Genomic DNA, 20524 nt, shown 5'->3' with positions numbered 1-20524 from the left:
TCACCCATTTCGGGAGTTCCGGATTCAGTCTGTAACCTGCAATCTACAATTTACAATCCGGGCCTATTTCATGTCCTGTTATATCCATGAGAGATACAAACAAGCTGTTTGAATACACACTTTTATTTAAGCTTACGTAGTCACCATATCGCCGCCGTTGACATGGATGCATTCACCCGTGACATAGGAGGAATCACGTGATGCCAGATAGACATAGGCCGCCGCCAGCTCGTAAGGTTGACCGGCCCGCCCCATAGGCGTATCGGTGCCAAACACCTGCACATCTTCAGCCGAGAAACTGGCTGGAATAAGCGGAGTCCAGATGGGCCCCGGAGCCACGGCGTTTACACGAATGCCTTTGTCAGCCAGGGATTGGGAGAGTACACGGGTGAGAGACACCACGGCCCCTTTGGTCGAAGAATAATCGATTAGCCGCACATCGCCTTTGTAGGCTGTAATGGAGGCAGTATTGATAATAGATGCCCCTTGGCACAGATGGGGAAGGGCTGCCTGGATCAGGAAAAAATACGAGAACACATTCGTTTGAAACGTATGGTAGAGCTGCTCCTCGGTGATGTCGACAATGCTCTGCTGCACATACTGCACGGCGTGGTTGTTGACCAGTATGTCGATTTTCCCGAACGTTTCCATGGTCTTGCGAATGACTGCTTCGCAGTTTGGTTTGAGCCGCAGATCTGTTTCGATGAGCAGACAGCGCTGACCGAGCTCCACGATCCGATCACGTGTCCATTCTGCGTCGTTTCGTTCATATAGATAAGCGATGACTACGTCTGCACCTTCTTTGGCAAAAGCTATTGCCGCCGCTCGCCCTATGCCGCTGTCGCCGCCCGTAATAATGGCAACCTTGTTTTGAAGCTTACAGCTGCCTATATAAGCAGGATCTTCACTGATCGGTTCGGGCACCATCAGCGATTCCAGACCGGGCTGCCGATCCTGATGTTGGGGCGGAAAGGCTAACTTCTGCGGCTTGCACACCGTTTTTTCACCGTAAAATGGATAGACAGGGTTCATGGTTTTGACATCCTCCTCGAACGTTTCTTGATAAACCTACCCTATGCGTTCGCCCAGAAGAAGGTGCGGTGATACGAAGTAACATGCTTGTTTTCTATGCAAAAAATATACCATAATAAGGATGTGAATCTTTAAATTTGATGGAGGTGTCAGGAGCCCTATGAACATTCAGGGAATCAATCATTTGTGCTTTTCCGTATCGAATCTGGAGCGATCCATTACGTTCTTTGAGCAGGCTCTGGGTGCCCGAATTCAGGTGAAAGGACGCAAGCTGGCCTACTTTGAACTGGCGGGCCTTTGGATTGCTTTGAACCAGGAGGATGTTCTTCGGAATTATACGGAACGAACCTATACCCATATCGCGTTTACGGTAAAAGAGGAAGAGTTTGACGCATCAGTGGAGCAGCTGCGAGCTGCAGGAGCCGATATTATTCCCGGAAGAGCGAGAGATGAGCGGGATGGGAGATCGGTTTATTTTACAGACCCGGACGGACATCTATTCGAACTGCATACAGGCAGCTTGAAGCAGCGGTTGACATATTACCGTGAGGATAAACCGCACATGACCTTTTATACGTAAGGATATGCCTCTTAGAAAATATTAATGGAATTAAAGCTCACATATCTATTGTGAAAACAATGGAATAAACGATAAACTGGACAAATAGCACCTTAATTTACCAATGTTAAATTCACGGGTTCAATCATAAGGAGGTTTATGATGATTCAGTTTCCAAAACCGGATGTGGAGCAATATTTTCAGACGTATCGTATTTCGCATTTTGCCGTATCAGCGGATGAGAAGAAGCTGTATATGGACAGCAACCTGAATGGTCAGCCGAATATTTGGGCGTTGGATTTGCCTGGGGGATATCCCTATCCTTTGACGTATTTGGACCAAAGCAGTCAATTTATTAAGGCTGATCCGCAGGGGCGTCATCTGCTCACTGCTTTTGATCGAGATGGGGATGAAAATTATCACCTCTATGCACTGCCGCCGGAGGGTGGAGTTCCGCTGCCTATTGTGCCGGCAGAGCCAAATGACCGCTGTTATTATGCTCACTTATCGGAGGATGGGAAACGGTTGTATTATAATACCAGTTCGGGCAATCCGAATTATTTGAACTCACGCTGCCGTGACCTGGAAACGGGAGAGGACAAGCTGCTGCATCAAGGAGAAGAGGCAACCAGCAGTCTGATCGCAGTAAGCCCGAATGAAGAAGCCTATGTTATCATCAAAATGTATTCCAACACGTACCAGACAGCCCATTTGTACCGGAACGGGGAATCTCATTCCATAGTACCGGTTACCGAGCGACAGAGTCAGGTTCCATATGTTCTGTTTGCAGGAAATGATCGCCTGCTGCTGATTACCAATGATGATTCGGCCTATTCCTATGTGGCTGAGTATGTGATTGATACGGGAGAGTTCCGAGCGTTGTGTCACATTGAAGGAGAAGATGTAGAAGAAATTCGCTGGCATGAGGCATCTGAAACGTTATTTGTTTGGACAATGACCGGGCCGGAGTACCACATGTATGTGCTGGAAAAAGATGCTGAAAAACCTCGCCGCATGGACATGCCGCTTGATACGATCGAACAGGTGAACGTGACCAAAGCTGGTAACGTGTACATTCTTGGACGCGGTGCTGTACAGCCGCACAACATCTATCGTCTGCTCGCAGGATCTGATTCTTGGGAGCCGTTAACGGCCAATCGGGTAACGGGTCTGAACCCGGATGATCTCGTATATCCAGATGTAGTAAGGTACAGTTCCTATGACGGACTGGAGATTGAAGCACTGCTGTTCAAAGCCAAACCGGAGCAAGCTAACGGTTACAGCGTATTCTGGCCGCATGGCGGACCGCAGGCATCGGAGGGCAAGTTCTTTCGGCCGATGTTCCAGCTGCTGCTGGCACAGGGCTACCACATCTTTGCTCCGAATTTCCGGGGAAGTACCGGTTATGGTGCTGCATTCGTGAAGATGGTAGAGCGGGATTGGGGCGAAGGGCCAAGGCTGGACTGTGTCGCAGGCATTCAGTGGTTGTTTGATCAGGGTATTAGCTCCCCAGAGCGTTTATTTGTGGTGGGCGGCAGTTACGGAGGTTATATGACCCTGCTGCTGGCAGGTCGTCATCCAGAGCTGTTCCGCGCAGCTGTGGATATCTTTGGGCCATGTAATCTGTTTACCTTCCTGGAATCTGTACCGGAAGACTGGAAGCCTATGATGGACAAATGGTTGGGTGATCCGGTACGTGACCGTGAACGCTTGATCAAAGATTCGCCAATTACGTATCTGGATCAGATGGTAAACCCGATGCTGGTCATCCAAGGAGCCAATGATCCAAGGGTGGTCAAGGCTGAATCCGACCAGATCGTATCCGCACTGCAGGAGAAAGGCGTAGACGTCGAGTACATCGTATTGGATGATGAGGGCCATGGTTTCTCCAGAAAAACAAATGAAATTTTAGTTTATCGTAAAATGGTCGAGTTTTTGCAAAAACATCAAAAGACTCCTGCCACACAGTTTTAATTTGAATCGTTGGATCACTATAGAATTCAGTAGATCTTTGATGTGACTATAACTGAGGTAGACCAAGTAGACGTGGGCTATAATATAGAGCAAATTAAAAGCAGCCAGTGATCACAAGGATCACTGGCTGCTTTCGTTTTGAGTTATCACATCAGGTTTTCACCACTATGGATGCAGATCCATCGGTAGTCATGGAGTCCTTTAACACCTGCAAGCCGCAAGCTTGTCTTACGATCTGAACGTTCAGTCGAGCAAAGAGAGCACCCTCTCGATATATTGCTCTGCCCACGGAGCAAAAGACAGATCAGCTTCCCAAGTTACCTGTCCTGTGGCCTTCGCTTCACCCCACCACAGAATACGTTGATACAATAGATGAATAAGAAGGCGCGAACGAAAATGTTTACATTTTTCCACATCGTCTGCACAGACCTTTTCCCGGTAATGACGAAGAAATCTCGCAGCCAGATCAGGCCGATCTTCCCGAAGGTATCTTGCGGTCATTTTAGTCAGATCGGCTGTGCCATCACCGAAATAAGCCGTCGTAAAATCAAATAATCCACTGATTCTCCACGGAGCCGCAGGCGGATCTGCTTTTTGGACAAGAAAATTCTCAACTTTGAAATCTCCCATGACAAATTCATGGACCGTCGAGACTAAAAAAGCAGATTCGGACTGCCTCAATTGCTCATCCACCCAGCGCAAATCATCGTCAGTAATCACGGAGTACTTCTCCGCATCGTGCAGCCAGTGGCGGATGCTTCCGTACAGCCAGTCCAGATACGAGCCGGCAAAAGGCATGATTTTATCTGCCACAGGATCATATTCTCCGGCATCCGGAACTTTCCAGTGATGCAGCTCGGCTAACGTTTCAGCCAGTACATCAGCAATGTCTTTATGATCTTGTGAAGTTAGAGTCGTTTGGAAAACAGGATCATATAGATGGTTTCCAGGCAGCTTGGGCATGATTACGTAACTCCAGCCCAGCAGCTGCGTGTCCTCCTGAATCTGATAGGGAACAGGCACAGGGATGGTTGTTCGAGCAGACAGCTGTTCCACGAAAAATTGCTCTTCCTGAAACTGTCCGTTGTATAACGGATTGCCTTTCAGAATAAACTCGCCTTGCGTAGTTTGAATGAGCAAGGTCTGTCCCATCACCCCTTCAGCTGTCCGGTGAAAGTGGACTAATTCCCCGATATTGAAATGATCAAGTGCCCGCTGCAGGTCGGGCTCCGGGACATGCCCGAGACTATTCGAAGCAAAGTAGATGCGAGTTGTCATAAAAGGGCTCCTTATTTTCTGTTTAGTCCAGCTCCGCTCTTGAAAACAGGTCAAGAATAAGATCACGCTGCTCGCAGGCCCGCTTGAACCCGAGAATAAAGGATATAAGTGCATCTTTGTCATCTGTATAAGCACAGAACATATCGGCTTCCGGATCGAAACGAATCACCGAAGTCAGATGCGGCATCTTTTCTTCAAGGAACACAGATGCGAGGGAGGCCCAATCGTACCCGCCACCTTCGAAACCTTCATCTGCGCGTGAATCAAAAACGTCCTGAAGATATGTACCTGCATTGAGAATGACGGAATAGGAATTGGTTCCTGCATCAATGAACCTAAAAGGTGCGATGGCTTCTTTAGAGAATGTTGACACGCTTTGGTTCTCTGTGAATACAGCAGTAATTGCCTGTCTTTCATCAAGAGAGTCAGAGCCTTCCTCGTCTAGCAGATCAAATTGTTCTTCATCCAGCAGACCGCGGACGAATACTTCGAAATTAGGCGCAAGATAGGTGATTTCATAATCGCTTTCCTGGTCCACATGAACGACACAAGGTTCACCTTGAGGGCCGCAGAAGCGATAGTCCAGCATGACGACATCATGACCAGCGGACGGACAGTCACAGACGACAATTCCGAGGTCGGGGTATCCCCAATTTTCAATCATGAAGCGGCTGCCGAGCTCACCTCCGAGAGAATACATTTTGTCCCGGCCAATCCCGCTGATGCTTGTAATCGCGATGTGGTCCTCTGCCCATGTGGTTTCCTTTTGTGTCGGAAACGTTGTGCGCGCAGGAAAACCGCCATTTTGCGTTTTCATTAGCTGAATATAGGAAGCTGGCAATTTGTAGCCGAGTTCCTGTTCAATGGATTGAATTAATTCCTCGTCAAAAGGAGCAGACACATGGTTATCTTGCGCATAATCGCTATACCGCCAGAACGCTGCAGGATCGTATGTGCCTGAAGCAGCCTGAAGCTGGTTTAGTGTTCCGCTTTGCTCCCACTCTGCCTGCTCCGTCTCCCAGCGAATGCGATCCTGATCCATTTTAGCTGCTTTGGGGCGAATCCAGTCCAGATATTCCAGGGTAGACTCGTCATCGGGCTCAAGTCGATTCGCTTCTTCGAAAGCTGCCTGTGCCAGCTTGTATTCAGCGACGTAATAATAGGCATAACCTAATCGAAAGTGCCATAGCGGATCTAGTTGGCCTTGTTCCTTCACGCCTTGCAATAGTTTAATGGCTCTACGATACTCTTCCAAATTGTTATATGCTCTTGCAAGCTGTCCGATCGTTTCGGCATCCTGCTCGGATTCGGGTAATGCTTCAAGACGTTTAACGATGAGAGCGTAATCTTCCTGTGCATGCCATGTGTTGATCTGTTCCAGCAACTCTCTATCCATGATTAGACCTCTTTTCATAGTAAAAGAATAGGAAACTCTTCCAACTATTTTACAAGGTTTAGAGACAAAAAAACACTCCTTTCAGCTGGCAGCCTTGAAGCTATCCCAGCAGAAGGGAGTGGTTGGTTTCAAGTGATTCATTTACATAAGAAGAGCACTCAAGAGGCGAGCTCCTGCATAAACAGAGAGAGCAGCTTCCTGATTAAGCTTTGGCTCCAGCTCTACGGTAATATTGTTACAGATCGTCAAATCCGTTATCGTCGCCGACTTTACCGTAGTTACGGGATTTGGCTTCGAAGAAGTCGGTTTTCGTTGCGTTCAGCGCTTCGTCGGAGAATGGTTTGATCCAAGGCATGCAGTTTACGTCAACACCCTCATATGCTTTTTCCATACCCATCAGGCGCAGGCGTTTGTTCGCTGTGTATTTAATGTAGTCTTCCAGCTCGTTCAGGTCGATGCCGCGAACGTTGCTGAGTGTATAATGTGCCCAGTTCGTTTCCAGCTCAACTGCGCGGTCAATCGTTTTGTACACGTAATCCATGTTTTCTGGTGTGTTCAGTTCAGGGAAGTCTACGAGCAGCTGTTTGAACACTTCCGCGAAGAAGTAGCAGTGCTGATTTTCATCCCGCTGGATGTACGAGATCATCTGGCTGGTTGCCATCATTTTCTGATCACGAGCCAGGTTATAGAAGAACGCAAACGTACTATAAAAGAAGATACCTTCCAGAATAAGGTCGGCAACCATCGCTTGGAAGAACGTCTGTGGAGACGGATTGTCCCGGAAGCTTTGATAAATATCGGCGATGAAACGGTTGCGGTCAAGCAGTACTGGATCATGCTTCCAGTACTCAAAAATTTCTTTTTGCTCCTGATCGGAAACGATCGAAGAAAGAACATAGGAATAGGATTGGTTATGCACAACTTCCTGTTGTCCGATAATGGCAGAGATTGCTTCAAGGGAAGAATCCGTAAAGTAACGTTTCACGTCACCGACAAACATCGTCTGCATAGAATCCAGTACAGCCAGCAGAGAAATGTTAATTTTGAACGTACGTTTCTCCTCTTCGTCCAGGTGGGCGAACTGGGAAGCATCTTTGGACATCGGAATTTCGTCTGCAATCCAGTGGTTGAGCAGCAGTACTTTGTACAGCTTATACATATGGGGCATACGAATGTCGTTCCAGTTCAGGATACCTGAACATTCACCTTCGATAATACGTGTTGATTGGTTAGGTGCTTCGGTATTGAAAATTTTCTGTACTTGCATAATTCGTTCACTCCTTGAATGAATTTACACTGTGAAACTACATGACAGAACATGCTTGTACTGTCTGGGTATATGTTTAACATCTTGCGATGCTGTGGTCAGGTTTTAGGCAAAAAAGTACCGGGGCAGCGCTATTTTGTATTCAAAACAGGATGCCCCGGTGGTCATCATCGTTAGCGTGGCAGGATGGAGGTACCCATGTCTATCACGATGTTACGATCCTATGCGGATCAGCTTGCGCAGGAATCGCATTCCTCGATCGTTAATGCACGGCTTCGAACATAATAGGTCGATTTCATGCCGGCTCTCCAAGCATGAAGATGCAGTTCCAGGAATTCAGTCGCTTTAATATCTGGACGAACATACAGGTTGAAGCTTTGACCCTGGTCAACGTGACGCTGACGGGCAGCAGCCATATTGATCGAAGCATGCTGATCCACCATAAATGCCGTTTTGTAGTACCAGATCGTCTTCTCGGACAGATCCGGAGCCGGGTTAGCAATTTTGTATGTTGTTTTCTCTTCATATGACAGCAGCTCGTAGAGCGGGTCAATACTAGCTGTTGAACCAGCAATGATAGAAGTGGAACCGTTCGGTGCGATAGCAAACATCCAGGCGTTACGTACACCGTTTTGTTTCACCTGCGCTTGCAGTTCTTTCCATTGATCTGTAGTTACAAATTCGCCTACGCGCTCACCCGTTGTATATTCGCGTTGATCGAAGTAATGGCCGCTTTCCCAGTCAGAACCTTTGAACTTCGGATAATGTCCTTTTTCTTTGGACAGTTCCATGCTGGCCTGTACGAGCAAGTAATTGATTTTTTCATACAGGTTATCGTTATAGGTGACGGCTTCCTCGGACTCCCAACGAATGCCCTCAAGAGCAAGCAGGTGATGCAGTCCGAATGTTCCCAGACCGACAGCGCGATACTGGCTGTTCGTGTATTGGGCCTGAAGCACTTCAATGTTGTTGATGTCGATGACGTTGTCCAGCATACGAACCTGGATCGGAATCAAGCGCTCCAGTACGTTATGAGGTACGGCGCGAGCCAAGTGGATGGAGTTCAGGTTGCAGACCACGAAGTCACCAGGCACTTTGGAGATCACGATGCGTGTCTGACCATCCTTCGTCACCAGTTCTTCTTTTTCCACCACGGTAGCAGATTGGTTCTGCATAATTTCAGTACACAGGTTGGACGAGTACACCATGCCATGTGCCCGGTTAGGGTTCGTACGGTTTACGGTATCACGGTAGAACATGTACGGCGTACCTGTCTCCAGCTGCGATTTCATCACACGTTTCATGATGTCAATCGCCTGTACTGTAATACGGGACAACAGCGGATGATTCACGGCTTCTTCGTACTTTTCACGGAATGTACCTTGACCGAAGGATTCATCGTAGAAATCTTCCAGTCCAAGTGCGCGGCCGTTTTCGTCTTTCCAGCCCATCACTTTTTTAATCTCGTGCGGGCAGAACAGGCTCCATTCACCACGACTTGCAACGCGCTCCATGAACAGGTCAGGCAGGCAGACACCGTGGAAAACGTCATGCGCACGCATCCGCTCGTCTCCGTTGTTGAGCTTCAGGTCGAGGAACGCCAGAATGTCTTTGTGGAAAACGTCCAGATATACGGCGATTGCGCCTTTACGGGTTCCGAGTTGGTCCACGCTCACCGCTGTATTGTTCAGCTGACGAATCCAAGGGATAACGCCCGAGCTTGTATTTTTGTGACCACGGATATCTGAACCACGCGCTCTGACTTTACCGAGGTAAACGCCGATGCCGCCGCCCATTTTGCTTAACCGAGCTACGTCTGTATTGGAATCAAAGATACCTTCGAGAGAGTCATCTACCGTATCAATGAAGCAGCTGGAGAGCTGTCCGGCTACCTTTTTACCTGCATTGGACATTGTCGGCGTAGCTGCCGTCATATACATGTTGCTCATCGCCCAGTATGCTTCTTTTACCAGCTCCATACGTTTCTCAGCAGGCTCTTGGTGCATCAGGTACATGGCAATGACCATGTAACGCTCCTGCGGCAGTTCCATGACTTTCCCGTCAAAATCATTAGCGAGGTAACGCTCAGCCAGTGTGAGCAGACCGATATAATCGAAGAGCAGATCGTTGCGATAATCAATGCACTCCGCAAGCTCGTCGATCTGTTCCTTGGTGTAACATTCCAGCAATTCTTCGCGATAGATGCCTTTTTTGACAAGGTCAACGATGAGTGGGTGGAATGCGCCGTAAGGCTCGTCCGGGTATGATTTGTATCTGCGGTTGGTTGCCGCTTTTTTGTAAAGGGAAGTAAGCAGGGATCTCGCTGCTGCAAATTTCCAGTTCGGCTCCTCTTTCGTTACCAGTTCCAGAGCGCTCATCATAAAAGCATTGCTGATCTCATCTCCGGTAACTTCGTCACGACGAAGTTTGCTCGTTACTCCGCGAACCAGACGTTCCTTGTCGAGCATGTCCAGTCCTTCCAGGATACGATCGGCATATACCGAGATCCGCATCTCATCGAAGGCAAGCTGGCGATTGTTCGGCTTGGTCACAACTTGTGGCATGAATATTCCTCGCTTTCACATGATAAAAAGATAATGATAAAAATAAAAAATGAAACAATTCTTTGTAAATAAGAATTGGAGGTCTACAACGGTGAGTAAAAACGCATTTTGCGGACTGCCGCGGTGGTAAAAAGGACTTTTAGGATGAAATCATTCAAGCAAGGGGTGAACAGTACATGCCCATACAAAAAGCATTCCCCTTGCCTTTCGGCTGAAAATGCCCATCCATGTTCTGGCTTCTGACTGTCTTATCTATGAATCTCCGACAGAACAAGCTGCTGTATGTAAGCTGTTGTCTGATCATTTCTTACCTGTGAATAAAGGTGCCGGGCGCAGTCCAAACAGCCCCGTTAACCTCCATGCCAGCCCTGTCTTCGAGAAAGCGATTTACACCTACAGGGACGTGCCTTTGGAGGTGATTTCATCTTGTTTTTCGATAGATTCCAGATGCTGGGTATAAGAAGTGGGGTATCCCGTTTCACTATATTTTGTTGCTGTGATACTAATGTACCCCAACATATAGTGTTTGTAAACAGGGTGGAAACCATGAAACGTAATTCCGAGTATACCATCTAAGCCAAGAATCCGCAAAGGAAAAGGAATGGAAGATTTGAAGATTCTGCGAAAAAAAATTTAAGAAAAATGGAATGACGTCATCACGTCAGTTTGAATTGGAGCACTTTTAACTGGTAAAATAAAATCAGTCAAAACTCGACTAAAACATGAGCGGCAGCGGATCAATCCGGGCCCAGAGGAGGCAGAGCGAAGTGGCAATTGCAGAAGTAACGGTTATTCCGATTGGGACGGGAAGCACCAGTCTGAGCAGTTATGTAGCGGACATGCAAAAGGTATTGGAACGGCAGCGAGGTATTACATACCAGTTGACCTCGATGAGTACAATTATTGAAGGCCCGCTGAATGAAGTGTTCACCGCCATCGCGGCTCTGCATGAAGCTCCGTTTCTGTCAGGAGCCCAGCGTGTCTCCACATCTGTGAAGATAGATGACCGGCGTGACAAACCGGATGCCTCCAGCGTGCAGAAGCTGCAGTCGGTACAGGACAAACTGGTTTCGCTGCACAACAGACCGAATTAAAGAGTAGTGAGAAGAAAACAGAAGATCAACTGGCGGAGCTTAACAAAAGTTCCATGCGGGTCTGGTTGCGCGTTGACCAGCGTAGTGCGCCAAGCTCATTATACCGCTGATAAAGGTTAAGGGATGCCTGCTGGCACAGTAATTATAAAGGCCAGTTGGTAAATGGCGACAGGTCTCACACATGGGCTTTCCGTTTTTGGATTTGTCATACTGCATGCTATGGCTAAAATAAGTACCGTTGATTAGAACGGTAAGCCAAACAAGCTGACTTCATTGAAGTCAGCTTGTTTGGAGTTTATTCATTTGCTGCAGTCTATTCTGCAGTGACTAACGATGCACCGATCAGCGTGGAGTTGGTGAATCCGCCGCTGACATTATCGAAAGAATAATTGGCAATAGGCACTCCAATAACAGTTGCATAGTCACCGTCAAGCAGATCCCCGGTCGTGTCGGGATAAAGCGCCGTGATGTGGTTTCCATAATCATCCATGAGCAGAACTTCAGAGAAAGTCGAGCCAAGGGAGTTATCTTCTTCAACCTGAACAACCTGTCCACGGATTTGGACAAATGTATCATAATAATTGGCCACATTTTTGTTGAGATGCCGTGTTGTTACTTCGGTATTAACTAGTCCTTTTACCTTTTTGCGAAGTTCAGCAGTATTTGCAGAGAACAGATCCGTATGTTTTGCCAAAAAATCATAAGATGCCTGCTCCAGCGCGGCTGTCTCAGACGTAATGTACGGAGTTAAATCGTTAAAGAAATCCGCTGCAGTTGCGGGAGAAGATGAATCTCCTGCTGGAGCAGAAGGAGCTGTTTGTGCCAAAGCGGCAGTAATGTTCAAAGAGTTCAGAATCTCATTGACCTCATCTGAATTATAAGTATCTTTCGCATAAGATAATGTCAGGGTATAGAGATCTGTATCGGTTGGAATCATAAACTGAACCAGATTTATATTCGTTCCCGAAGAGTGGGTGTAGCTTCCCTCCAGTACGCCTGCAGTTACTTCTTTGTACGGTTTGTTACTATAATTCGTCTTTTTGTAATCGGATATACCTATAGACTCGCCGTTCTGTATGTAGTAGTCCGTTGTATGATTTGCAAGCTCCTCAGGATTAACGGAACCGGAAGTGTTGGCTTCAATGGTCAAATTAATGTTATCTGCAAATTTTGCTGAAGCAGACTGATTTGAGAAAGCGGCTTTGACCGCTGCGTGCATTTGGCTTGTATCTACGCTTTTCCAGGATTCCGGATAGGAGAACGAGAATCCTTCCCCGCTGTATGTAGTGAATTTAGCTGCTTTAGTCTCCGCTGATCCGTTCTCGGCAGCAGTCTTCGCTTCAGCTGTCTGGTTGTCAGGCGTTTTCGCTGATTCCGAATTACCGCAAGCGCTGAGCAGTACAGTTAATGCAAGAATCATAACAAGTTTCTTCATCTTTCTAATCCCCTAATATGCTTCCCATCGGATGGGTTCTTTTCTTAGGTCATCGGGTAAAGTCTACACTCTAAATTATGATGATAAGGAAATGACATGTGGTATCTTCTTGGCTGCTAAACGGGTCTTGATGCTCCTCTTGTAAGAATAGATAAGATCGTGTCCATTCACCCCAAGGTAATTTCGCCTACTCCTTTCCCTAGAATATTAAAATAACAGCATTTCTAAATAAAAAAATGTATATATCCCAATAATGGAAATATACAGATCATAAATCTTATAAATTATAGCACTAAGCGTCCGTTAAGGTAAGTGTTAGACGAGAAGGATGCCTCTCCATAAGCAGGATAGCGATCTCTTATGCTGGTTAAGAAGAGGGTCTAACAGGGATTTCGCCCATTTTATATATGAGCCCGGTCCACTGTATGTCTGCTGCATATAGTGAACTGTACCTCAAATTAAAGGAGGGTTTTACATGAGTGGAGTAGTTGGTGGATACGGCGGCGCATGGACATCGACTGGCGCGATTCTGGTTCTCTTTATCCTGCTGGTGATCATCTCGAAAGCATTCCTGGTTTAATAAACCGTTTAGACCTTAATGGATAGGCGAGGAGGGTTCTGCATGGGTAACGTAATGGAAGGTGGATACGGCGGCTGGACTTCCACTGGAGCAATCCTGGTGCTGTTCATTCTGCTGGTAATTATCACGAAGTCGTTCTGGGTATAATCTGACGAGCTCTGCCGGGTAACCGGCAGGGTTTTATGAGAGTGGACAAGCTGGATTAGATGCAGATCGCTGGAAGGTCAGTGGTGTACGTTTGTTCTTGTGAAAAAAACAAGTTCAGATCTATGGATGACTAACCTGCACCCAGCCTATTGCGTAGTGATTGGCAGCTAAACGCCTATTTTGAACAGATGAGGGCCATAGCCCGGTCCATGAACAGGGCAGATACATAGCTTAGGGGTGTAGGCAAATGTTAAGGAGGAATGAACGATGAGCGAAGTTAAACCTAACTCACCGAACGGACAGGGGCATGTTTACGGACATAAAGGAGGACATGAGCAGATGTATGGATATCAGTACACAGGTCATGAGATGTACAGTTACGGCTGCGGAACAATGCCGATGGGGTATGGATATGGGTACGGCTATCAGCCTAATCAGGCCCCGATGATGCAAGGATACCAGCACGGATGCGCACCTGCCTATGGTTATGGTGGAGGAGCCTGGAGCTCCATGGGAACCATTCTCGTTCTGTTTATCCTGCTCGTGATCATCTCCAAAACGATGTTTATCTAAGCCTCTGTTGAGAGGCCGCAGTCCAAACGTGGACTGCACGTTCAGGCTGACCGGCAAGCCTGAAGCGATCAACGAATCGTAAATGGTAGATGTGATTTTCATCTGGGATAAAAAGGTGATTAAACCACAAAAACAAATCAGAAAATAAATGAGACATGGAAAAGCACCCGGAACCCAATTCCGGGTGCTTGATGTATGTTTTCAATCTTCTCAAGAATAAGTGATATCCAAAACAACAAAAGCCCTACCTCTCTTTTGTCCTTGCGGCTCCGATGACCGCGCCAGTGTGAATGGGAACATCTTGTAAACCCTTTGTCTACCGGGTTATTGTGATTCAGGTTCGTCAATCTCCATAGGTTAGTTGAGCTTATTCGCTGCGGTCGCAGCATGAAGAAAATATTCCGGGGTTAATATAGAAGACGGAAAATCATATGAGGTTGTTAATACAACTTTTATATCATACCACAGTCTGTAATTTATTGCAATAATAAGGAAGAGAAGCCCCGGACACACGCCATTTCATTGCATTTTTAAGAAAGAAGTGTAAAAGAACGAAGTGAAACTTTTGAAAAAAAATCTCCGGGAACAATCTAGGGCGTGTTTTGAAACACGCTGAAGTTCATCATTTACCCCCTTTTTGCCCTCTGCGGCGTCAGTTTCCCTTGACGTGCCCCGGCACGCCTGCGGTAAACTTCTTGGATGGGAACGAAAATTCGGCAAAATTGGCTTCCTTCATCGTTTTTAGAAACACCCTAAAAACTGCCAGAATAAATATTCCCAAAAGATGGTTGGGTAAAATAATTCTCATAAAATGTTGTTTGGGGTAATCCTCTTCAAACGTTTCTGCGTAGGTTATAATATGAGGGAAGATACGGAAAGGGGCCCTCGGATGACTGAATCGATAGAGGACAGCAGGTTAATGCAGCGAATAGCAGAACGTGACGCCTCGGCGCTGGAGCTGTTATATGACCGGTATGAACGGGCCGTCTATTCTTTTGCCTACCGGATTGTTGGTGATCCAATGACGGCAGAAGAGACTGTTCAGGAACTTTTCCTGCGCATCTGGAATAATGCAGAACGGTTTGATGCCTCACAGGGGAAGCTGACCACATGGATGTTCGCGATTACGCGCAACATCGCGGTGGACATGCTGAGGCGGAGATCGAAAGGAGCAGCGGCCACTTCAGTTGAGCAAGAGACACTGGCGGCATATGCTGACGAATATACAAATACAGAAGAAGAAGTCCAGCGCAAATGGGAGGGCACTCGCATCAAAGAGGCATTGACCCAATTGAATGAGGACCAGAAACAAGTGATTGAATCGATATATTATGCAGGTTTAACGCAGCAGGAAGTATCCAGCCGATTCGGGATTCCGCTGGGTACGGTGAAGAGCCGTGTCAGGCTTGCTATGCGGCAGCTCCAAAAGCTGCTGGCTGATGCTGAATTGCATCCGGACGCGGGAAGGGAGGGCATACATCCATGATAGAACGACATGAGGAGTGGTCTGATCTGGCACCGATGTATGTGCTGGGCGGACTGGAAGCAGAGGAAGTGGCGGCATTCGAAGCACATATGTCTAATTGTGAAGCATGCCGTCAGGAGGTTAAGGAATTGCAGGAAGTGACCAGCTTCCTGCCGCTTGCGGCGAACCCTGTGGCGCCGCCGACGGGCATGCGAGCACGCGTGCTGGGCAGCGTGCTTGGCCAGGCGCAGGAGAGCACCGGCGAAGCGCCGGCGGCCGCTCCTGCGCAGCAGGCTGAAGCACCCGCATCTGCGGTGCTTCAGGAAGACGCTGCGCCGCAGCAAGCGCGCTCGGCGCAGCCCGGGCCTGGCCTGCCGCCAGCGGCGGTGCCTGCAGCCCGGGCCGAGAAGGCTGCCCCAGCTGCGCCTGGGCAGCCGCAAGAGCGTGCGCGTGCGCGCGGTGGCCGCGCTTGGCGCGCAGCCAGTGCGGGCCTCGCGGCAGCGGCGCTGGTGCTCGGCGTGTATGCGGCGCAGCTGCAGAGCCGGATCGACTCGCTGACGCAGCAAGCCGCAGGCTCGTCGGCCGCGCAGGAGCAGCTTGCCGAGGCGCAGGCGCAGAACGCACAGCTGCAGGAGCAGCTTGCTTCCGCTCTGGCCCCGGCGCAGGGGATGAAAACGGGTGAGGCTGTGAAACTGAGCCCGGCCACGCAGGATATTGTCGCACAGGGTCTTGCAACCATCGTGATTGACAGCAAGGGAACACACCTCGTTGTACAGGCGGAGAAGCTGCCTGCACTGGAAGGTAATCAAGCATTCCAAGTATGGCTGATCAAGGGGGATACCCCTAAGAATGCAGGTACATTCCTAAGCCGGGATGGCGCGGGGGCAGTCTATTATACATTGGATACCGCGAATGATTACGATACAGTGGCAATCACGCTTGAACCGGATGCCATGGGAGACCAGCCGCGCGGTACGATGATTCTGGCAGCGAAAATCAAAACAAGCTAGAAGGTAAGCTGCCTTAAAAGATACGTTACAATAACCGAAACCAAAGTTAGACCTGAAAACATAAAAAAGGCTGTTCCCTCAAGGGAGCAGCCTTTTTTATGCCATCCGCGAGCCATCCGCGAGCCATCCGCGAGCCATCCGCGAGCCATCCGCGAGCCATCCGCGAGCCATCCGCGAGAAAAAGCAATATTTGCAGGACTTTATTAATTTTTTTAATGAGAACAGCCGATAAATATATAGGCGTTAACATCCTATATTCTCCCTTTTTTATCAGGGCAGAACTGGTTAGACATAGAGAGCGAGGGATTGGATTGGAAGTATATCGTGCATTTATCTTCCGTCTGCTGCGCAATTATCTGATTGGTTCATTAACAGCGATCCTTGTAGTGGGCACAGTGGTGATGGTTTCAACCTTGCAGATACCCAATATTCAATATATTCGATTAATTGTTATTGTAGTCATTTCAACTTTGTTTATGCTGGTTGCCGAGTTAATTACACTGTGGGCTCAGCTGGGTCCGATAAGGCAATTTTTTGCTGCAGAGCATCATGAAAAGGCAGAATTGAATCGGCTGTATGAGAGGATTCACCGCTTTCCAGGACAAACGATATATCGCATTATCGGTCCGCATATGCTGGGTTTCTCGCTGCCAGCAGCTGGTTTAACCCTGTGGATGATCTCCACAGGCTGGTTGGAGATTCCCTATGGATATGTCGTTATTGCGGCTGTCTGTGCGTTCTTGATTGCAATCATGCATGCCCTGATTGAATATTATCTTACGGTGCGGGCAGTGAGACCGCTGCTGCTTGAAGTTCGCCGCAGAGGCAAGGTACTGTACGGCATGGAACCTTCACTGGGCGGAAGAATCCTGGTATCTATACAGCGGAAGTTTCAGACCAGTACTGCCCTCATCGGTTTATTTCCCTTGTGTTTGTTTTTTCTGGCTACTTATATTAGGCTCCAGTACATAGATCCGCAGTTTGCGAAGGAATATACGCTTTGGGGTGTACTTATCGTCATTTTGGGTGGAGGATTCTCCATGATTGGCAGCTGGCTGTTGATCCGGGATGTCCGTGATCCGGTGGCAGAACTAACGCAGGAGATGAACCGGATTCAGGGAGGCGAGTTCGGCAGAAGGACCCCGGATTTATATGCAGATGAGTTTTCGCAGCTGATTTCCGGATTTAACATGATGATCAATCGGTTGGAAATGAGGCAGGAACGCAATCGGCAGCTGCTGCAGAGTTACTTTTCGCTGCTGGCGGCTGCACTGGATGCCCGGGATAAATATACAGCGGGACACTCCATGCGTGTAGCGGAGTATTCCATTCTCATTGGCAGGCTTAGCGGTATGAATGACGAACAAGCCGATTTGCTGTACAAATCTGCACTGCTCCATGATATCGGGAAAATCGGCATACCTGACGAAGTGCTTTTGAAAGACGGTAAGCTCAGTGATGAGGAGTTTGCAGTCATTCGCACACATCCAGTATTAGGGGAGAGTATTTTGCTTCAGATTGAACCTGTGGATGCCATGGCAGACTTTCTGCCGGGGGTGCGGTCCCATCATGAGAGATACGATGGCAAAGGATATCCTGATGGTATGGCAGGCGAGGAGATTCCACTGTTTGGCCGCATCATTGCGGTGGCAGATGCCTTTGATGCCATGACGTCAGACCGGCCGTACCGGAATGGAATGAGCGATGAGAAAGCACTGATGATTCTGGAAGAAGGGAAGGGGACCCAGTGGGACCCCTATTATGCAGGATTGTTTATTGATGAATGGAGACGGCAAAAACAGCCGGAGAAAAAGAAGGAAGAGGGGGTCAGCTGATCCCCTCGGTCCATTTGGATTTTCTGCGCCGCCGGTAAAGCGCTAGTCCAGTCACGATGGTGAAGATACATTCACCGAGAATGATGGCACTGAGTGCATCGTAAATGACATGCTGCTTGATAAGCAGTGTGGAGACAATAATCAGGGCTGCGCCGGAAGCCACAAGTGTTTTGACGGATTTTCGAATGCTGGAAACCGACAAGGCAGCACGCATAACCAAATAAGAATGAAGGGCATGAATGCTCGGGAAACAGTTATATGGACGATCCTGGCTGTAAAGCCATCCAATGACGGCAGAGCCCAGACCGGAACCTGATAATTCCGGACGCGGAACCATGGTTTGGAAGTTAAAATAGATCAGATAACAGATCCAGACGCAGATGTTCATGGATAACAAGACACGATAATAGACAAGCCGATCCTTGGCACACAGATAAGCCAGCACACCGAATACAAACGGGTACCATCCCAAGTAGGGGATCGACATTGCAGGAATAAAAGGAAGCATCCGGTCGATGGGAGAGTTCAGGATCACATATCCGCGCTCCGGACTGTTGAGAATATCATAGAATAACCCCATGACAGCCAAGGATAACATCAGACTTAGTGACAGCCAGTAGGATTTATTTTTTAACACGTGCACAGCAGTACTTCTCCTTTCATCATGTTGTAAACTAACATGACCATAGCAATAAAGGCTAAAAACGAAACAACAATATATTTTACTACTTCCTGCGCACAAAATGAATCCTGATTTTGTGTATTTTTTTGCTGCCATTTGATGAGGTTTCCATGCCGAGACGGGAAGCGCATGATATGATGTAACCATACGAATAAAATAAGCACTTGGGTTATATGTCGAACAACAGGAGTGAGTTCATGCAGTTTTCGAAAATGTTCGTACTCAATATGGGCATGCTTATTACGATCGCATATCTTGCGAGTGTGTTCTATAAATATATCGTAATACGTGCTTCTTCCCAGGTGAAACAGATTTGTTCCGTGCTTGTGCTGATTTTTGCAGGCTGGATCAGCACTGTCTTTGGATTCCAGCTTAATGATGAAGTCATTTTTGACCTTCGCTACGTGCCTCTAATCGTTGCTGTCCTGTCGTACAGACAGCCTTATAGTACGGTGATTATAGGTGTGGGGATTGGATTGTCCAGACTGACATTCGGCATTACAGACGCCACAATCGCCGCCGTTATTAACATGTCTATCCTGGGATTGCTGTGTGCAGGTCTGAATATCTGGATGAGGCGCAGCAGCTACCGACTGATTGTTAAAGGTATCATTGTTACCGTAATTGTTAACGTTATAAATAGTGTGAATATTGCCTTCGTGGGCGTCATCCCCGCCGCATATTTCTTCTCACATATTATGCCTTATACACTTCCCAGCGGAATTGTGCTTAGTCTTATTTTTGCATTCATCTTACGGGACTTTCAGAATGAGCAAAACCGGATTCTCCTGATTCAGAGTACGAATCGTCTCTTATCCGTGCAGAAGGAAGAGCTGCAGAAGGCACAGATCGTACTGGAGGAACGAGCCAAACAATTGATGATTGCTTCCCAGTACAAGTCCGAGTTCCTGGCCAATATGTCTCATGAACTGCGAACACCGCTGAATAGTGTAATTAATTTTGCTCAGATGATTAGCGAGAATGCCGACACGATGGATCAGGAAGAAATTGTACGTTTTGCGGGCATGATTGATCAATCCGGACAAGAGCTGTTAAGACTGATCAACGATATTTTGGATTTGTCCAAAGTAGAAGCCGGCCAACTGGACATTGTACTGGAAGACATCAGTCTAAACCAGCTCATCGAAGATGCAATGAATCATTTCCAACTCGCTGCAGACAAGAAGGGGATTAAGCTGGTTCTGGAGAAACAAATCGGACTCCCGGATACACTTTGGTCTGATCCGCAGCGTGTGCAGCAGATTCTGCGAAATCTCATGTCCAATGCGATCAAGTTTACCCCGAAGGGAAAGGTTACCCTTAGCGTGAGCGTCAAACAGACCCAACAAGCGGGTAGTGACAGACAGTGGTTTGTTTTTTCTGTACAGGACACAGGGATCGGTATTCCGGAGGACAAGCATCATGCCATATTCGAAGCCTTTCAACAGGCGGATGGCTCCATCAGCCGGAAATTCGGAGGGACTGGACTCGGTCTTTCTATCAGTAGAGATCTGGCAAGATTGCTGGGTGGATCGATCGAACTCGAGAGTGTTCCCGGGAAGGGGAGCATCTTCCATCTGTGGCTGCCATTGACCGTGAAAAAATGAGTTGACAACCTTCGTGCTGTGAGTAG

The 20524-nt window shown here is 47.8% G+C and carries 17 protein-coding genes; 10 read left to right on the top strand and 7 right to left on the bottom strand.

Going from position 1 to position 20524, the window contains the following annotated elements:
* Positions 1 to 132 precede the first annotated feature (132 nt).
* Positions 133 to 1032, bottom strand: a complete 900-nt coding sequence (locus ABXS70_RS23420) for an SDR family oxidoreductase (RefSeq protein ID WP_342554006.1) — start codon at positions 1030 to 1032, stop codon at positions 133 to 135.
* Between the two features lie 160 nt (positions 1033 to 1192).
* Between ABXS70_RS23420 and fosB the strand changes: the two genes are divergently transcribed.
* Entirely contained in the window at positions 1193 to 1612 is a 420-nt protein-coding gene (fosB, locus tag ABXS70_RS23415; RefSeq protein ID WP_342554007.1) for a metallothiol transferase FosB, read from the top strand.
* A gap of 141 nt (positions 1613 to 1753) precedes the next feature.
* On the top strand, positions 1754 to 3565 hold the full coding sequence (locus ABXS70_RS23410; protein WP_342556210.1) for a S9 family peptidase: 1812 nt from the start codon (positions 1754 to 1756) through the stop codon (positions 3563 to 3565).
* Positions 3566 to 3808: 243 nt separating this feature from the next.
* Here ABXS70_RS23410 and ABXS70_RS23405 read toward each other — a convergent pair whose 3' ends face one another.
* The 4 genes from ABXS70_RS23405 to ABXS70_RS23390 all read right to left on the bottom strand — a co-directional run bounded on the left by ABXS70_RS23405 (position 3809) and on the right by ABXS70_RS23390 (position 10070).
* Entirely contained in the window at positions 3809 to 4843 is a 1035-nt protein-coding gene (locus ABXS70_RS23405; RefSeq protein ID WP_366291236.1) for an aminoglycoside phosphotransferase family protein, read from the bottom strand.
* Positions 4844 to 4865: 22 nt separating this feature from the next.
* A complete protein-coding gene (locus ABXS70_RS23400) occupies positions 4866 to 6239 on the bottom strand; it encodes an Imm51 family immunity protein (protein ID WP_342554009.1) in 1374 nt (457 codons plus the stop codon).
* A gap of 235 nt (positions 6240 to 6474) precedes the next feature.
* Positions 6475 to 7506, bottom strand: a complete 1032-nt coding sequence (locus tag ABXS70_RS23395; RefSeq protein ID WP_342554010.1) for a ribonucleotide-diphosphate reductase subunit beta — start codon at positions 7504 to 7506, stop codon at positions 6475 to 6477.
* Positions 7507 to 7736: 230 nt separating this feature from the next.
* Positions 7737 to 10070, bottom strand: a complete 2334-nt coding sequence (locus tag ABXS70_RS23390) for a ribonucleoside-diphosphate reductase subunit alpha (RefSeq protein WP_366291232.1) — start codon at positions 10068 to 10070, stop codon at positions 7737 to 7739.
* A 767-nt stretch (positions 10071 to 10837) separates the two neighbouring features.
* Here ABXS70_RS23390 and ABXS70_RS23385 point away from each other — a divergent pair.
* The gene (locus ABXS70_RS23385; protein ID WP_342554012.1) at positions 10838 to 11164 is read left to right on the top strand and encodes an MTH1187 family thiamine-binding protein; all 327 of its coding nucleotides are present in this window, start codon (positions 10838 to 10840) and stop codon (positions 11162 to 11164) included.
* A 313-nt stretch (positions 11165 to 11477) separates the two neighbouring features.
* Here the strand turns inward: ABXS70_RS23385 and ABXS70_RS23380 are convergent, their stop codons facing one another.
* Positions 11478 to 12599 (bottom strand): PsbP-related protein, encoded by a 1122-nt coding sequence (locus ABXS70_RS23380; RefSeq protein WP_342554013.1) that lies wholly within the window; start codon positions 12597 to 12599, stop codon positions 11478 to 11480.
* 475 nt (positions 12600 to 13074) lie between these two features.
* Here ABXS70_RS23380 and ABXS70_RS23375 point away from each other — a divergent pair, with 475 nt between their 5' ends.
* The 6 genes from ABXS70_RS23375 (at position 13075) to ABXS70_RS23350 (ending at position 18209) form a co-directional block, all read left to right on the top strand.
* Positions 13075 to 13179 (top strand): YjcZ family sporulation protein, encoded by a 105-nt coding sequence (locus ABXS70_RS23375; protein WP_342554014.1) that lies wholly within the window; start codon positions 13075 to 13077, stop codon positions 13177 to 13179.
* A 42-nt stretch (positions 13180 to 13221) separates the two neighbouring features.
* The gene (locus tag ABXS70_RS23370) at positions 13222 to 13326 is read left to right on the top strand and encodes a YjcZ family sporulation protein (protein ID WP_342554015.1); all 105 of its coding nucleotides are present in this window, start codon (positions 13222 to 13224) and stop codon (positions 13324 to 13326) included.
* A gap of 447 nt (positions 13327 to 13773) precedes the next feature.
* Positions 13774 to 13899: a sporulation protein YjcZ gene (locus ABXS70_RS23365; RefSeq protein WP_342556211.1), complete on the top strand. Its 126-nt coding sequence runs from the start codon at positions 13774 to 13776 to the stop codon at positions 13897 to 13899.
* An 889-nt stretch (positions 13900 to 14788) separates the two neighbouring features.
* A complete protein-coding gene (locus ABXS70_RS23360) occupies positions 14789 to 15385 on the top strand; it encodes a sigma-70 family RNA polymerase sigma factor (protein ID WP_342554016.1) in 597 nt (198 codons plus the stop codon).
* Positions 15382 to 16374, top strand: coding sequence for an anti-sigma factor (locus tag ABXS70_RS23355; protein ID WP_342554017.1), 993 nt, complete (start codon positions 15382 to 15384; stop codon positions 16372 to 16374). The genes ABXS70_RS23360 and ABXS70_RS23355 overlap by 4 nt, the downstream gene beginning before the upstream one ends.
* 311 nt (positions 16375 to 16685) lie before the next feature.
* On the top strand, positions 16686 to 18209 hold the full coding sequence (locus ABXS70_RS23350) for an HD domain-containing phosphohydrolase (protein WP_342554019.1): 1524 nt from the start codon (positions 16686 to 16688) through the stop codon (positions 18207 to 18209).
* Here the strand turns inward: ABXS70_RS23350 and ABXS70_RS23345 are convergent.
* The gene (locus ABXS70_RS23345; protein WP_342554020.1) at positions 18202 to 18852 is read right to left on the bottom strand and encodes an inositol phosphorylceramide synthase; all 651 of its coding nucleotides are present in this window, start codon (positions 18850 to 18852) and stop codon (positions 18202 to 18204) included. The genes ABXS70_RS23350 and ABXS70_RS23345 overlap by 8 nt on opposite strands.
* 236 nt (positions 18853 to 19088) lie before the next feature.
* On the opposite strand from ABXS70_RS23345, the gene ABXS70_RS23340 reads away from it, so the two are divergent.
* Positions 19089 to 20498, top strand: a complete 1410-nt coding sequence (locus tag ABXS70_RS23340) for an ATP-binding protein (protein ID WP_342554021.1) — start codon at positions 19089 to 19091, stop codon at positions 20496 to 20498.
* Positions 20499 to 20524 lie beyond the last annotated feature (26 nt).

Source organism: Paenibacillus sp. AN1007, assembly GCF_040702995.1.
GTDB lineage: Bacteria > Bacillota > Bacilli > Paenibacillales > Paenibacillaceae > Paenibacillus.
The sequence above is the reverse complement of the archived record's forward strand: the minus strand, read 5'-3'. Positions and strand labels throughout refer to the sequence as shown.

What these genes read in the sequence shown, in the direction of transcription:
- ABXS70_RS23400 (WP_342554009.1), bottom strand. Translation starts at nt 6,239, where the DNA reads ATGGATAGAGAGTTGCTGGAACAGATCAACACATGGCATGCACAGGAA.
- ABXS70_RS23375 (WP_342554014.1), top strand. Translation starts at nt 13,075, where the DNA reads ATGAGTGGAGTAGTTGGTGGATACGGCGGCGCATGGACATCGACTGGC.
- ABXS70_RS23395 (WP_342554010.1), bottom strand. Translation starts at nt 7,506, where the DNA reads ATGCAAGTACAGAAAATTTTCAATACCGAAGCACCTAACCAATCAACA.
- ABXS70_RS23365 (WP_342556211.1), top strand. Translation starts at nt 13,774, where the DNA reads ATGCAAGGATACCAGCACGGATGCGCACCTGCCTATGGTTATGGTGGA.
- ABXS70_RS23420 (WP_342554006.1), bottom strand. Translation starts at nt 1,032, where the DNA reads ATGAACCCTGTCTATCCATTTTACGGTGAAAAAACGGTGTGCAAGCCG.
- ABXS70_RS23405 (WP_366291236.1), bottom strand. Translation starts at nt 4,843, where the DNA reads ATGACAACTCGCATCTACTTTGCTTCGAATAGTCTCGGGCATGTCCCG.
- ABXS70_RS23340 (WP_342554021.1), top strand. Translation starts at nt 19,089, where the DNA reads ATGCAGTTTTCGAAAATGTTCGTACTCAATATGGGCATGCTTATTACG.
- fosB (WP_342554007.1), top strand. Translation starts at nt 1,193, where the DNA reads ATGAACATTCAGGGAATCAATCATTTGTGCTTTTCCGTATCGAATCTG.
- ABXS70_RS23370 (WP_342554015.1), top strand. Translation starts at nt 13,222, where the DNA reads ATGGGTAACGTAATGGAAGGTGGATACGGCGGCTGGACTTCCACTGGA.
- ABXS70_RS23360 (WP_342554016.1), top strand. Translation starts at nt 14,789, where the DNA reads ATGACTGAATCGATAGAGGACAGCAGGTTAATGCAGCGAATAGCAGAA.
- ABXS70_RS23410 (WP_342556210.1), top strand. Translation starts at nt 1,754, where the DNA reads ATGATTCAGTTTCCAAAACCGGATGTGGAGCAATATTTTCAGACGTAT.
- ABXS70_RS23380 (WP_342554013.1), bottom strand. Translation starts at nt 12,599, where the DNA reads ATGAAGAAACTTGTTATGATTCTTGCATTAACTGTACTGCTCAGCGCT.
- ABXS70_RS23390 (WP_366291232.1), bottom strand. Translation starts at nt 10,070, where the DNA reads ATGCCACAAGTTGTGACCAAGCCGAACAATCGCCAGCTTGCCTTCGAT.
- ABXS70_RS23355 (WP_342554017.1), top strand. Translation starts at nt 15,382, where the DNA reads ATGATAGAACGACATGAGGAGTGGTCTGATCTGGCACCGATGTATGTG.